The organism is Microbacterium imperiale (assembly GCF_017876655.1).
Taxonomy (GTDB): Bacteria; Actinomycetota; Actinomycetes; order Actinomycetales; family Microbacteriaceae; genus Microbacterium; species Microbacterium imperiale.
On record NZ_JAGIOK010000001.1, the window covers coordinates 1,251,928 to 1,265,786 of the forward strand.

Sequence of the window (13,859 nt, forward strand, 5' to 3'; positions counted from 1 at the left end):
CCCGCCCGCGCGTCAGCGAGTGGCGCGGTCGGCGGCGATGGCCGCGTCGATGCGACGCTGCGTGCGCCCGCGGCCGCGCACGACGAGCATCGCGACGAGCGCGATGAGTCCCGCACCGAGCACCACGACGGCGACCGACGACCACGGCACGGCCGGAGTCGAGAACCCCGCGGATGCCGCCTCGGGCAGCGGCACCCGGTCGTCGCCGAGTGACACCGGGGTGACGGTGACCTCGCCGGCGGCGAAGAACAGCGGAGCGAGCGGCACCTCGATGCGCTGCGTCGCGGTGCCGCCGGGCAGCAGCTCGAACGCCTCGCCGCGGCCTTCGGCGGGGAGCAGCCCGAGCGGACCCGATGCGTCGGCGGCCGCGCTCGCACCGAAGCGCACGTTTCCGGTGTTGGTGACGCGGTATTCGACCGTCAGGGTGCCCGCGGCGAACGGGACCCAGGAGGGCGTGAAGCTCGCGGTCGCGGCGTCGACCCGCAGCGCGGGGGTGATCTCGCCCGACACCTGCAGGTGCACGCGCACTCCCACGCGGTGCGTCAGGGTCACCCCGGCCTCCTCGGTCGAGAGTCCGACGACGATTCCGGCGGGATGATCGCCCGGCGTCGCATCGGCGGGCACGGCGATGGTCACCGGCAGCACCCGGGTCTCCCCCGCCGCAAGCGGCAGCGCACCGCCGTCGAGGCCGTCGACGCGCACCCAGGCGCCACCCGCGGCGGGGTCGTCGGTACGGACGTCGAAGGCGCCGTCCGCACCCACGACGCCGTCACCGGTGGCGACGGCGAAGACGGCGCTCTCGGCGGAGTGGTTCGTGACCGCGATGGCGTCGCTGACGGTTGCACCGGGGTCGACGACATGGCGGAGCGACACCCGACCGTCGGGTCCGGCGTCGTCGGCCGGGACGACACCCCACTCGACGGCGGGCGGCTCGGCCGCCTCGGTGAGCACAGCCGTTGATGCCGGTGGCGTGACGGCCGCAGCGGGAAGCAGGGTCGCCTCGCCGACGGCGAGCGCGACCAGGACGGCGACAGCGCCGGCTGCAGGCAGCGCGGCGCGACGGGAACGAGAGCGGAACATGGGGGGATCTCCGTGTCGGGGTGGTGGGGGCGGCCCGCGCGGCCCGCCCCCACCGGTGCATCAGTCCTGCGCGAACAGGGTGAGGGTGATCTCGCTGCCGTAGCGACCGCCGGCCGCCTCGGCCGGGATCGACAGGTCGAGGTCGGCCCCGACGACGGTCGAGCCCAGGCGCGAGGTCCGGTCGGCCGCGGCGAGCGTCGCGGGAGCCTCGAGCGTCGCCCGTCCGCCCGCGGCGGCGCCGGACTCCGAGCGCACGATGCGCGGCGTCCAGGCGAGGTTCTTCGCCTCGAGGGTGCGGTTTCCGGCGACGAACTCGCTCGCCGACCCGGCCAGCGTCCAGCCGCGACCCTGCGCGCGCACCTCGTTGCGGGTATCGGCGACCGTCACGAGCGGGAGCGTGGCGTCGAGGTCGGCGCCCGAGCCCGAGAAGGCCACGCGCTCACCGGAACCGGCGACGCTCAGGCTCAGCGCGCCGTCGGCCTGCTGACCGGCCACCGTGGCCTCGAGCGCGACGGCATCCGCGGAGCTGCGCTCGCCGTGCCCGAGGAAGTCGAAGATCGTCTCGCCGATCGCGGTGTTGTCGAGGTAGGCACCGCGCACGAGGTCCCGCTGGTCGGCGCGCGCGTCGAGGACCTCGGCTCCGGCACCCTTGGCGAACAGCGGCACGAGGGCGTTGGTGTGACCGCCCGAGTGCCACGTGAGGTCGGGCAGCTGGCCCGCGGCGCCCGTCATGGGCGTCCAGCCGGCCTCGGGACCCGCACCGGCACCGGCGAGGTAGCCGGTCTCGTGGTCGGCGGTGACGATGACGAGCGTCTCGTCCCAGCTGCTGTTCTTCTCGACCCAGGCCGTGACGGCCTCGACCGAGTCGTTGAAGGCCATCTGCTCCTCGATCACCCGCGTGGTCTGGTTGGCGTGACCGGCCCAGTCGACGGCGCCGCCCTCGACCATCAGGAAGAAGCCCTCGTCGCCCTTGTCGAGCACGTTCAACGCGCCGAGCGCGAGCGTGTCGAGGTCGGCGACGTCGTTGGCGGGATCGGTGTGGGGCAGCACCTCGTCGTTGGCGAGCCCGGGGCGGTTGTACTGCAGCGTCTCGGCGACCTGCGCGAGCCCGAACACCTTGTCGGGCACGGCCGTGCCGGCGGCGAGCGCCTCGAACTCGGCCTTGTCGTCGACGAAGCTGTACGGCGTCGCGCCGGTCGAGACCCGCTCGTAATCGTTCTGCGAGATCCAGGTCCAGTTGGCCTCGCGGGGCTGGTGCGCGTCGGTGTACAGGGGGTGGCCGCCGCCCATGAGGACGTCCACGCCGCTGTCGATCATCTCGGTCGCGAGACCCTGGTAGTCGTTGCGGTCGGCGTTGTGGGCGATGAAGCCGGCGGGGGTGGCGTGGTTGAACGGCACCGACGTGACCAGGCCGACCTTCTTGCCGACGGCCTGCGCCTGCTGCCCGACAGTGAGCAGCTCGTCGCCGCCCGGGGTGATGCCGAGCATTCCGTTGTTCGTCTTCACGCCCGTGCCGAGCGCGGTGCCGGCCGCGGCCGAATCGGTGGCCCCGGAGGCGACCCAGCCGAAGTCGCCCCAGGCCTTCTCGGTGACGTACTCGGCGCGACCCGAGGCCGAGTAGTGCGACTGGGCGACCTGCACGGGCCAGGTCTCGTACACCTGCCCGGGCGTCGCCGGCGCGTGGGCGATCGCGCCGGTGGCGGGATCGACGCTCACCTGGTGCGCGCTCGTGCCGCTCTCGTACAGGCTGGCGGCGTCGAACTGGTTGTAGCCGGCGCCGTCCGAGATCAGCATGATGATGTTCTTCGGGGTGGCCGGGGCGGCGTCATCGGCGGTGGCCGCGACGGCGGGAACCGCGGCGACGACCAGTCCGGCGACGACGCTCGTGGCGGTCAGTGCGCAGGCGCGCGTGTGCGCTCTCCGAGGCATGGAGAATCCTCTTTCGTATCGGGGGGGATCGATCGGATGCCGCTGAGCCAGCGGCCCTTTCACGGTCGCCGCCTCCGATGACGACGGCGCGACCGGCAGGCAACGAGTCGGTGAACGGCGGCGACCGCACCGGTGACGCACGCCCGCGCGCCAGGACGTTGCCGCCCGAGCGCGCGAGCGCAACCCCCGTCCGGAAAGGAGCACGTCCGCTACCGTCGGAGCATGAGCCTGTTCCGACGCCGCCCCGCGCCCGAGACCGTCCTGGCCGCAGCCGTCGAGCGCAACGCCGAGCGCCCGCCGACGAATCTGTGGGCCGATGGCTTCGGTCGCCTCGCGATCCGGTCGGTGCAGATCATCATCCTGGTGATCGTCGCCATCGGGGTCGTGTACGTCCTGCGCCAGGTGTCGGTCGTGGCGATCCCGCTGATCCTCGCGCTCATCTTCGCGTGCGCCTTCGCACCCGCGATGAACGCGATGCGGCGACGCGGGGTTCCCTCGGTGCTGGCGACGATCATCACCCTCCTGACGATCGTCGTGCTCCTGAGCGGGCTGTCGTGGCTCATCGTCTGGGCGGTCCGCGACCAGTGGGACGAGCTGTACTCGCAGGCCCAGGAGGGCTTCCAGCAGCTGCTCGCGTGGGCGCAGACGCTGCCGTTCGCGATCGATCAGGCTCAGATCGACGAATGGCTCGCGGCCCTCGGCGACTTCGTCACCAGCGCCCAGTTCGGCTCCGGCGCCCTCGCCGGCGTGAGCGCCGTCGCGACCTTCATCACCGGCGCCGTGCTGATGGTCGTCATCCTGTTCTTCTTCCTCAAGGACGGCCCGCGCATGTGGGAGTTCCTCATGCGCCCCTTCCGCGGCGAGGAGGAGCGGCGCGCGCGCCGCATCGGCGACAAGACCGTGGTCGTGCTCGGCTCGTACATCCGCGGCACGGCGACCGTCGCAGCGGTGGACGCGATCGGCATCTACATCTTCCTCGTGATCCTTCAGGTGCCCCTCGCCATCCCGCTCGCGGTCCTGGTGTTCCTGCTGGCGTTCATCCCGATCGTGGGTGCGACGCTGGCCGGTATCCTCGCCGCCCTCGTCGCGCTGGTCGCGAACGGCCCCGTCAACGCCCTCTTCGTCGTCGGCGCGGTGGTGCTGGTCAACCAGCTCGAGGGAAACTTCCTGCAGCCGGTGCTGATGGGCCGCACGATGAAGCTGCACTCGTTCGTCGTGCTGGTCGCCCTCGCCGCCGGTACCGCGATCGGCGGCATCCTGGGCACCCTGCTCGCCGTCCCGATCACGGCCGTCGCCTGGGGCATCGTGCAGGTCTGGGACGGACCGAACCTGCCGGCGCGCTGGGCGCGGCCCCGCGTGAGCGTCGTTCAGCCGGACGACCGCATGCCGGGCGCCTGAGCGGACCGCCATGCCGTACGACATCCCCGCCCCGATGCTCGCGAAGTCGGTGCTCGCGGTGCCCGATCCGGCCCGCACCCCGGGCGGGTTGTCGTTCGAGCCCAAGTGGGACGGGTTCCGCGCGCTCGTGTCGTGGGACGGCACGGATGTCGAGATCGGCAGCCGCGGTTCCAAGCCGTTGACCCGGTACTTCCCCGAGCTGGTCGACGCGTTCTCGCGTCTGCTCCCCGAGCCGTGCCTGATCGACGGCGAGATCGTCGTGGCCACCGACGCGGGCGACGGTCAGCGACTGCAGTGGGAGGCCCTGTCGCAGCGCATCCACCCCGCCGCCTCGCGAGTCGCGCTGCTCAGCGAGCAGACGCCGGCGATGTTCATCGCGTTCGATCTGCTGGCGCGCGGTGACCGGGATCTGCGCGACGAGCCCTTCGCGGTGCGTCGCGCGGAGCTGGTCGACCTGTTGCAGGCGGTGCCCGACCCGCTGCACGTCACGCGGGCGACCGACGACGTCGAGACCGCCCGGCGCTGGCTCGCCGAGTTCGAGGGCGCGGGCCTCGACGGCGTCGTCGCCAAGCCCCTCGCGCAGCCGTATGCGCCGGGCAAGCGCACGATGTTCAAGATCAAGCACGCCCGCACGGCCGACGTCGTCGCACTCGGATACCGCATCCACAAGTCCGGCTCGGGCGTCGGGTCGCTGCTGGTCGGCCTCTATGACGACGACGGCGAGCTGCACGGCGTCGGCGGCGTCGCGGCGTGGAGCGACAAGCGTCGCCAGGAGCTCGTCGCCGAGCTGGAACCGCTCGTCGAGCGCGACGCCGCCGGTGCCGCCGTCACCGGCGAGTCCGACCGGTCGCGCTTCGCCGCCTCGAAGGACGTCTCGTTCGTGAAGCTCCGCCCCGAGCTCGTGCTCGAGGTGCGCTACGACCAGCTCGAGGGTCGACGATTCCGGCACACCGTGCAGTTCGAGCGGTGGCGGCCCGACCGCGAGGCTCGCTCGTGCACGTTCGGGCAGCTCGAGACGGTCGCCGCGTACGACCTCGCCGACGTCCTCGACTGACCCGACCGGCGACACCTCGCGTTCACGTCGCCGACACGAGCCGTTGCTCGCGCCTTCGTAGCGTTCGGGTGTCGCACCGCGGAGCGGACGCTGCCCGCCGGTGCGCGACATCCCTCCCCGCATCCGAAGGACGCGCATGCCCGCCGCTGCCCCCTGCTCCCGCCCACTTCGACGACGTCCGGTCGTCCCCACCGCCGCGCTGGCCGCCCTGACGGCCGCCTCGGTCGCCCTCGGTGTCGCTTCCCCCGCCGCCGCCGCGCCCGGTGACGCGCTGCTCGACGACTCCGCGATCGCCCCGACCACGGCCGCTTACGGCACGTTCGTCGACACGTACAAGGCGAACTCCTCGTCGAACACGTCGCCCACGACGAACCCGGGCATCGGCGTGCTGTCGGGGATGCTCGATCTGTGGCAGCCCGGCGCGACGTGGGACTCGGGTCAGGCGACGGACGAAGGGGCCGCCGTGCTCGACGCCAACATCGCTCACAACGTGCGCGTCGCCGAGACCCGCACGGAGGCCGACGAGACCGCCGCATGGATCTTCGACCGCCGTCACCAGAGCTACAGCGCGATCGACGGCCTCGGCGTGGCGGCGCCCGCCTTCCGCGAGGCGATGGGAGCCGGCACGACGATTCCCGACGTCGTTCCCGCCGACGCGACGACCGTGAAGTACGACGACGGCGGCAACGCGGCGGGGCGCTGGGCCGACGCCGGCTCACCGCTCGGCGCGGTCGTCGGGCTCGTCGACGCGGTGCGCGGGCCTGCGGCATCCTCGAACCCGTCCAAGAACTTCTACGCCTATAAGCGTCCGTTCCGCTGGGTCGACGACTCGATCATCGTGCCGTCGCTGCTGCCGGTGCGTAAGCCCGATGCCGAGGCCGCGAGCGACGGCGGGTTCCCCAGCGGCCACACCAACGCGGCGTTCCTCGCGTCGCTCGCCCTCGCCGACGCCGCGCCGCAGTACCAGGCGCAGCTCATCGCCCACGCCGCGGAGATCGGCGACAGCCGCATCGTCGCCGGCATGCACTCGCCGCTCGACGTCATCGGCGGCCGCGTGCTCGCCACGGCTCTCGCCGCCGCGGCGCTGAACGACCCCGCCAACGCTGCCCTGCGCGAGGACGCGTTCGCGCAGGCCCAGGGCCTGCTCGCCATGCTGCCCGCCCCGGCCGAGCAGGACTACGACACGCTCGCCGCGCAGTACCTCGAGCGCCTGACCTACGGCCTGCCCGCGACGGGCGACGCCACGCTGCCGGCGCGCGTGCCCGCCGGCGCGGAGGTGCTGCTCGAGCACCGGCTTCCCTACCTGGACGCCCAGCAGCGGCGCTGGGTGCTGCACTCGACGGCGATCGCCTCGGGTCACGCGGTGCTCGACGACGCCGAAGGCTGGGGCCGGCTCAACCTGTTCGAGGCCTCGAACGGCTACGGCGCCTTCGACACCGACGTCGTCGTGACGATGGATGCCGCCGCGGGCGGCGCCTCGGCGGCGGACGCCTGGCGCAACGACATCGAAGGCGCGGGCTCGCTGACGAAGGCCGGATCGGGCTCGCTCACCCTCGCCGGCGACAACGACTACACCGGCGGCACCGTCGTCGACGGCGGCGTCCTCGTCGCGGCGACCCCGAGCGCCCTCGGGACGGGCGATGTCACCCTGGCGGCCGGCGAGCTCGTCGAGACGACCGACGGACTGGTCGTCGGCGGCGACTTCGCGCAGGCCGCGGAGGCGACGCTCGAGCTGTCGGTCGACGGCGACGCGCCAGCGCTCACGGTTGCGGGGTCGGCGACCCTCGGCGGCACCCTTCGTGTCGACCTGGGCGGCGCCGCACCCGACGCTCCGCAGCGCCTCATCGCGTTCGCCAGGGCCGAGGCGGGATCGACCTTCTCGGCTGTCGAGATCGTCGGCGCCGCCGGGTTCGCCGGCGCACTGGAGTATCGCGCCGACGGCGTGTACCTCGTCCCCGCCGCCGCACCCGTCGAGCCTCCGGTCGGCGCCGAGCCGGCCGTGCCCGGCGGCCCCGGCACGGTTCCCGGCGCCTCGCCGGGGGCGGTCCCCCCGGCACCGGCCGGCTCCCCCGCGGGTGCGGCATCCGGCTCGGAGGCGACGGCGCAGCGCCTCGCTCGCACGGGCGGCGAGGGGACACCCACCGGCCTGCTGATCGGCGGCATCCTGCTCGCCGCGGGCGGCGGCACCGTGCTCCTCTCGCGCCGGCCCCGTCCCGCGCGGCGCTGACCCCTCGCCGCGTCGACGATTCGTCCGGCGCGACCTCCCACCCGGGCCCGCCGTCCGGGTGGGAGGATCGAAGCATGCGCGACGACCCGAGTGAAGCCGTGCCCGACGGCACCGCCGAGCTGCACCTCGAGCCGGTCCGCTTCATCGCGCGTACCGACGCGGTGCTAAGGCTGGGCACCCTCATGCTCGGGGCGGGCGCGTCCTCCGCGCGCGTGCGCGACACGATGGACCGCACCGCGCGGGCCCTCGGCCTCGAACGGCTCGAGTCGCGCGTCGGGATGACCGACATCGTGATCACCGCCCAGCGCGGACAGCTGTTCCGCACCCGGGTCGCCGAGGTACGGCATCCGGTCGTGAACTCCGAGCGCATCGCCGAGGTCATGCATCTGTCGCACCGCGTCGCCGACGGCGTCGCCCCCGACGAGCTGCAGCGCGAGCTCGACCGCATCGAGCGGATGCCGCCGCGCTACCCCACCGCGGTGCGGGTGGCCGCCGCCGCTGCCGCCTGCACCGCGTTCGCGTTCCTGAACAACGGCGGCTGGGCCGAGTGCCTCAGCGTCGCCCTCGCGGTCGCCCTCGGCCAGTACGTGCGGATCCGCGGGGCGCGGCTGCAGGTGAACGAGTTCCTGCTCGTGTTCCTCTCCGCCTCGACGGCACTGCTGACCTTCCTCGGGGTCTCGCATCTGATCGAGCTGCTCGGGGCGCCCTCGCCGCAGTACGGCGCCGCGCTCACCAGCGCCGTGCTCTATCTCGTGCCGGGCTTCCCCCTCGTCACCGGCGCGCTCGATCTCGCCCGGCTCGACCTCAACGCCGGGGTCAACCGCGTCGTCTACGCCGGACTCGTGCTGCTGTCGACCGGGTGTGCGGTGTGGGCGGTCGCCGCGATCTTCCAGACGAGCGCGGTCGCCGTCGCCGCGCCCGCGCTCGGTGAGCCGCTGCTGTCGCTCGGACGCCTCATCGCCGGGTTCGTGGGCGTCATGGGCTTCGCCCTGCTGTTCTCGACGCCCTGGCGCACCGCGCTGGCGGCGGCCGCGATCGGCACGGTCGCCAACGTCGGCCGGCTGCTGATGATCGACCACGGGGCGATGCAGCCCGTCGCGGCGGCCGCCGCGGGGGTCGCGGTCGGTTTCGGCGCGTTCGCCGTGTCGCGGTTCGTCCGCTCGCCGCGCATCACGCTGACGGTTCCGGCCGTGCTCATCATGGTTCCCGGTGCGTCGGCCTACCGCGCGATCGTCGGGACGATCGAGGGCGACACCATCAGCGCCGTGCAGTACGGCGTCACGGCGGTGTTCGTCGTGGTCGCGCTCGCGGTGGGCTTGACGGTCGCCCGCGTCGTCACCGAGCGCGAGTGGCAGCGCCCCTCGGCGCGCTGACGCGGGCGCTCACTCCTCGGGATGCCGCGCCCGGCTGGGCTGCACGCGCGGCGGCTCACCGGGCATCTTGGGGAACTCGGGCGGGAACGGCAGCTCGCCGAGACCGTCGTCGAGGTCGCGCTGCCACCACGTGAGCAGGGTGTCGATCCGGCCCGGTTGCGCCTGCAGGCCAGCCCAGGGATCGCCGACATCCGCGAGCCGCTGCGGCACCGTGCGCACGGTGAACGAACCCGGGTCGACACCGGCATCCAGCTCATCCCATGTGATCGGTGTCGCGACCGTCGCGGCGGGCAGCGCTCGGGCACTGTACGCGCCCGCCATCGTGCGGTCGCGGTTGGCCTGGTTGAAGTCGACGAAGACCCGCTCGCCCCGCTCCTCTTTCCACCAGTTCGTCGTCACGCGTTCGGGCAGGCGCCGTTCGAGCTCGCGCGCGGCGGCGATGACGGCGTGGCGGACGTCGAGGAACTCGTGGGTGGGCTCGATCGGGCAGAACACGTGCAGTCCGCGGTTGCCGCTCGTCTTGAGGAAGGCGGTCAGCCCGGCCTCGGCCAGGACGTCGCGCAGCGCCGGCGCGACCGCGGCGGCGTCGGCGAAGCCGGTGCCCGGCTGCGGGTCCAGGTCGATGCGCAGCTCGACGGGGTTGTCGGTGTCCTTCGCGAGCGACGCCCACGGGTGGAACACGACCGTGTTCATCTGCACCGCCCACACGAGCGCCGCCGCTTCATCCAGCACGACCTGCGGATGCCGCCGGCCGCTGTTGTAGGTGCACACGACCTGACCCACGAAGTCCGGAGCCCCCTTGGGCGGATTCTTCGAGAAGAACCGCTCACCGTCGATCGTGTCGGGGAAGCGCTCGAGCGAGATCGGCCGATGGCCGTTCGCCCGCAGGAACGGCTCGGCGGCGGCGAGCATGTACTCGGCGTACTCCCGCTTCGTGATGCCGAGCTCGGGCCACAGCACCCGGTTCGGGCTCGACAGGCCGACCTCGCGGTCGCCGTCCGGTCCGGCAACGGTCAGGGTGATGCGCTCGCTCGCCATGACCCGACCCTAGGGGGCGGTGGCTCGATCGCACAGCCCCTGGACAACCCGCGGGATCGTCGCGAACGACGACGTCGTCAGGATGCCGTGGTCGCGTCCGCCCCGGCATCCCCGTCGGCGTCGGTGCCCCCGGGCGCGGCCGCGGGGGTGCTCTCGTCGGGATCATCGGCGCGCGCGAGCACGGGGCCGAGGTCGGCGCGGTCGACGTGGATCCAGGGACCGCCCGGGTCGACGATGACCCCCGTCAGTGCGGGGTTGGAGATCAGCGCGCGCGCGATCTGCGTCGCGGTCACCGGTACGGGCCGGTCGCCGCGCTGCAGCACGAGCACCTCGAGCGGGTGCGAGTAGACCTCCAGCCGTCGCTCCCCCGACGTCGTGCGCGACTCCGCGAGGCCGAGCTGACCGCCGTCGCCCGCGGGGCCGGCGGCGACCCACAGCGGCGCCGTCGCCAGGGCTGCACCGACCGCGGCAGCCGTGTCCGCGTCGCGGGGGCCGGCGAGCAGATTCTTGATCGCGAAGGCCGGATCGCCCTCTTCGAAGGCCTTCTTGATGAGCGGGGCGGGAAGCACGATGCGCGATCCGGGAACCGCATGATCGATGATGAGGCCCTCGTAGGGACCCTCGATCGCGTTGCGGAACACGTTCGTGACGGGCAGCCCGAGCGCCGAGGTGTCGCGGTCGCCGTCGGACTCGACGCTGGCGCGCAGCGACGCTCCGCCGGTGAACGCGAGGAGGAAGCGGGCACCGTCGACCTGCGACACCGCGAGCGTCAGCGGCTTGCCCTCGGCGGTCAGCGCTCGCGCATCACCGCGGACGCGCACATACAGGGTGCCCTGCATGCTCTGGCGCATGACGTTCATGACGTCGACGTTGCCGGGCTTCTCGGGAAGCGACGCGAGCGCCGCCTGAACGAGGGTGTTGTCGGGCATGCCGGCAACGGTCTCGGTGCGTTCGGGCGCCTCGGCCGGCGGGCGCGTGACGGCGCGACCCGGCTGCGCCGCAGCGGGCTGAGCGGCAGGGGTCGTGGGTGCGGAGGCCCCGAAGGTCGACACCGAGATGCCGACGTGGGGCACGGGAGCCGCGTCGGCGGCATCCGTGGTCGCGGCGGCGTCCGACTCGGTGGCGCCGGCGACCTCGTCGTCCACCGCGCCGGAATCCGCGGGCTGGCTCGTGGTGTCTCGCGCGGAGCGCTTGAAGATCGCCATGCGTCGAGCCTAACCCGCACGCCCGCCGCGGGGCGGGCCGATGTCAGAGCTTGACGATCGGCGCGATCTTGATGAGGAGCTTCTTCGCACCCGCGGAGTCGAAGCGAACGTGAGCGACGCGCTTGGCGCCCTCGCCGGTCACCGCGTCGACGCGTCCCTCGCCGAAGTCGTCGTGCCGGATGCGATCGCCGGGCGCCAGCTGAAGATCGCCGTTGTCGCGGACCTTCGCCGGGATGCGGTTGGCGAACTTCGCGATGTCGCCACTCTTCTCGCGGCGCGGCAGCGGAACGAGGTCATCGCCGTAGCGCTTGCCCGAGCCGCCGGATCCCCCGCCCGGTCGGCGGGCGTTGAGCGCCCGCGACTGCATGCCGCCGCGCGAGTTGACGTCGCCGGGTGATTGCCGCCAGTCGATGAGGTCGTGCGGGATCTCCTGCAGGAACCGGCTGGGCATCGCCGCCGAGACCTCGCCGAACTGCGCACGCGTCATGGCGAGCGAGAGGTGCAGGCGCTTGCGCGCCCGCGTGAGCGCGACGTAGAACAGCCGCCGCTCCTCCTGCGGTCCGCCCGGTTCGTTCGCCGAGATGCGGTGCGGGATCAGGTCTTCCTCGACGCCGGTGACGAACACCGCGTCGTACTCGAGGCCCTTCGCCGTGTGCATCGTCATGAGCGACACGGTGCCCGACGCGTCGTCGAGGTCGTCGGCGTCGGCGACGAGGGCCACCTCGGTGAGGAAGTCGAGGATCGTGCCCTCGGGGTTGTTGCGAGCGAACTCGCGCGTGACGGCGATGAGCTCGTCGAGATTCTCGAGCCGCGCCTCGTCCTGCGGATCGCGGCTCATGCGCAGCGCGTCCATGTAGCCGGACTTGTTCAGCAGCAGGCTGAGCCCCTCGGTGACCGAGCTGGGCGGGGCGATCTCGCCGGAACTCGGCAGCATGATCTCGGTCGCCTCGGTCAGCACGGCGTCGAGCTGCGCGATCGCCGCCTGGATCTTCGGCCCGACGCCCAGCTCGGGTGCGTGGCCGAGCGCGTCGCGGAAGGTGATCCCCCGCTCGGCGGCGAAGCGGGCGATCGAGGTCTCGGTGACGTCGCCGATCCCGCGGCGCGGACGGTTGAGGATGCGGCGCACCGCGAGCTCGTCGGCGGGGTTGGCGACAGCGACGACGTAGGCGAGCGCGTCCTTGATCTCGGCGCGGTCGTAGAACTTCGTGCCGCCCATGATCTTGTACGGGATGGCCGCGCGGATGAAGATTTCCTCGAGCGCACGCGACTGCGAGTTGGTGCGGTAGAACACCGCCATCTGCGAGTACGGCACCGAGGCTCGGTGCAGCGCCTCGATCTCGTCGGCGACGAACTGAGCTTCGTCGTGCTGCGAGTAGCCGGTGAACCCGACGATCGCCTCGCCCGCACCGACATCCGTCCACAGCTTCTTGTCTTTGCGGTCGAAGTTGTTCGCGATGACCGCGTTCGCGGCCGAGAGGATGGTCTGCGTCGAGCGGTAGTTCTGCTCGAGCAGCACGACCTTCGCGCCGGGATAGTCGCGCTCGAATTCGGTGATGTTGCGGATGTCGGCGCCGCGGAAGGCGTAGATCGACTGGTCGGAGTCACCGACCACCGTGAGCGAGGCGCCCTCGACCTCGGGCGTGGTCTCGGGCTCGAAGATCATCATGCCGCCGGACGAGAACGAGTCGCCGCCGGACCCCTGGACCGGACGCGTGAGCTCATGGATGAGCGCGTACTGGGCGTGATTGGTGTCTTGGTACTCGTCGACCAGGATGTGGCGGAAACGCTTGCGGTACACGTCGGCGACGTGCGGGAAGGCGCGGAACAGATAGACCGTCTGCGCGATGAGGTCGTCGAAGTCGAAGGCGTTGGCCCGCTGCAGCGCCGACTGGTAGGCGCCGAAGATCTCGACGAAGACCCGCTCGGCGGGGTCGGACATGTTCGCCTGCCGGGCGTACGAGTCGGCGTCGGCGAGCTCGTTCTTGAGCTTCGAGATGCGGCTCTGCACTCCCGCGGGAGTGAGTCCGAAGGCATCCGCCTCGTGCTCTTTCACGAGCCGCTTGAGGAGGGCCCGGGAGTCGCCCGAGTCGTAGATCGTGAAGCTCTTGGTGAACCCGAACTGCTGCGCCTCGCGGCGGAGGATGCGCACGCAGGCGGAGTGGAAGGTCGAGATCCACATGCCCTGCGCGCTGTCGCCGATGAGATGCTGCACGCGCTCGCGCATCTCGCCGGCGGCCTTGTTGGTGAAGGTGATCGCGAGGATCTGGCTCGGGTACGCCTCGCGCGTGCGCAGCAGCGAGGCGATGCGATGCGTGAGCACGCGGGTCTTGCCCGAGCCGGCGCCCGCGACGATGAGCAGCGCGGGGCCGCGGTAGGTGACCGCCTCGAGCTGAGGGCGGTTGAGCCCTTCGAGCAGGTCGGCGTCGGGACGCTCGCCTGCGGGGGCGCCGGGACGCGCGGATGCGGCGGAGCCGACGATGACGGGCTTGATGGGGTCTGGCATGACCTGACGATTCTACGTTCGCCCACCGACACCGGTCCGCCCGACATCGCGG

General features: G+C 72.4%; 9 protein-coding genes. 4 read left to right on the plus strand and 5 right to left on the minus strand.

What is annotated here, in order from left to right; genetic code table 11:
- Nucleotides 1–12 precede the first annotated feature (12 nt).
- Nucleotides 13–1,080 carry a COG1470 family protein gene (locus JOF37_RS06175; protein WP_210006050.1) on the minus strand — a complete coding sequence of 356 codons (1,068 nt, stop codon included), beginning with the start codon at nt 1,078–1,080 and terminating at the stop codon, nt 13–15.
- Nucleotides 1,081–1,140: 60 nt separating this feature from the next.
- On the minus strand, nt 1,141–3,009 hold the full coding sequence (locus JOF37_RS06180) for an alkaline phosphatase (protein WP_210006051.1): 1,869 nt from the start codon (nt 3,007–3,009) through the stop codon (nt 1,141–1,143).
- A gap of 222 nt (nt 3,010–3,231) precedes the next feature.
- Here JOF37_RS06180 and JOF37_RS06185 point away from each other — a divergent pair, with 222 nt between their 5' ends.
- From JOF37_RS06185 to JOF37_RS06200, 4 genes are all read left to right on the plus strand, one after another.
- Nucleotides 3,232–4,407 (plus strand): AI-2E family transporter, encoded by a 1,176-nt coding sequence (locus tag JOF37_RS06185; protein ID WP_210006052.1) that lies wholly within the window; start codon nt 3,232–3,234, stop codon nt 4,405–4,407.
- A 10-nt stretch (nt 4,408–4,417) separates the two neighbouring features.
- Complete coding sequence (locus JOF37_RS06190) at nt 4,418–5,461, plus strand: ATP-dependent DNA ligase (RefSeq protein ID WP_210006053.1); 1,044 nt, start codon at nt 4,418–4,420, stop codon at nt 5,459–5,461.
- A 136-nt stretch (nt 5,462–5,597) separates the two neighbouring features.
- The gene (locus JOF37_RS06195) at nt 5,598–7,688 is read left to right on the plus strand and encodes a phosphatase PAP2 family protein (protein ID WP_245338109.1); all 2,091 of its coding nucleotides are present in this window, start codon (nt 5,598–5,600) and stop codon (nt 7,686–7,688) included.
- Between the two features lie 74 nt (nt 7,689–7,762).
- A complete protein-coding gene (locus tag JOF37_RS06200; RefSeq protein ID WP_210006054.1) occupies nt 7,763–9,061 on the plus strand; it encodes a threonine/serine exporter family protein in 1,299 nt (432 codons plus the stop codon).
- 9 nt (nt 9,062–9,070) lie between these two features.
- Here JOF37_RS06200 and ligD read toward each other — a convergent pair whose 3' ends face one another.
- The 3 genes from ligD to JOF37_RS06215 form a co-directional block, all read right to left on the minus strand.
- The gene (gene ligD / locus JOF37_RS06205; protein WP_210006055.1) at nt 9,071–10,099 is read right to left on the minus strand and encodes a non-homologous end-joining DNA ligase; all 1,029 of its coding nucleotides are present in this window, start codon (nt 10,097–10,099) and stop codon (nt 9,071–9,073) included.
- A gap of 77 nt (nt 10,100–10,176) precedes the next feature.
- Nucleotides 10,177–11,304 carry an SseB family protein gene (locus JOF37_RS06210; RefSeq protein WP_210006056.1) on the minus strand — a complete coding sequence of 376 codons (1,128 nt, stop codon included), beginning with the start codon at nt 11,302–11,304 and terminating at the stop codon, nt 10,177–10,179.
- A gap of 43 nt (nt 11,305–11,347) precedes the next feature.
- Nucleotides 11,348–13,807 carry an ATP-dependent helicase gene (locus JOF37_RS06215; RefSeq protein WP_210006057.1) on the minus strand — a complete coding sequence of 820 codons (2,460 nt, stop codon included), beginning with the start codon at nt 13,805–13,807 and terminating at the stop codon, nt 11,348–11,350.
- Nucleotides 13,808–13,859: the final 52 nt, after the last annotated feature.

What these genes read in the sequence shown, in the direction of transcription:
- ligD (WP_210006055.1), bottom strand. Translation starts at nt 10,099, where the DNA reads ATGGCGAGCGAGCGCATCACCCTGACCGTTGCCGGACCGGACGGCGAC.
- JOF37_RS06195 (WP_245338109.1), top strand. Translation starts at nt 5,598, where the DNA reads ATGCCCGCCGCTGCCCCCTGCTCCCGCCCACTTCGACGACGTCCGGTC.
- JOF37_RS06200 (WP_210006054.1), top strand. Translation starts at nt 7,763, where the DNA reads ATGCGCGACGACCCGAGTGAAGCCGTGCCCGACGGCACCGCCGAGCTG.
- JOF37_RS06210 (WP_210006056.1), bottom strand. Translation starts at nt 11,304, where the DNA reads ATGGCGATCTTCAAGCGCTCCGCGCGAGACACCACGAGCCAGCCCGCG.
- JOF37_RS06180 (WP_210006051.1), bottom strand. Translation starts at nt 3,009, where the DNA reads ATGCCTCGGAGAGCGCACACGCGCGCCTGCGCACTGACCGCCACGAGC.
- JOF37_RS06175 (WP_210006050.1), bottom strand. Translation starts at nt 1,080, where the DNA reads ATGTTCCGCTCTCGTTCCCGTCGCGCCGCGCTGCCTGCAGCCGGCGCT.
- JOF37_RS06215 (WP_210006057.1), bottom strand. Translation starts at nt 13,807, where the DNA reads ATGCCAGACCCCATCAAGCCCGTCATCGTCGGCTCCGCCGCATCCGCG.
- JOF37_RS06190 (WP_210006053.1), top strand. Translation starts at nt 4,418, where the DNA reads ATGCCGTACGACATCCCCGCCCCGATGCTCGCGAAGTCGGTGCTCGCG.
- JOF37_RS06185 (WP_210006052.1), top strand. Translation starts at nt 3,232, where the DNA reads ATGAGCCTGTTCCGACGCCGCCCCGCGCCCGAGACCGTCCTGGCCGCA.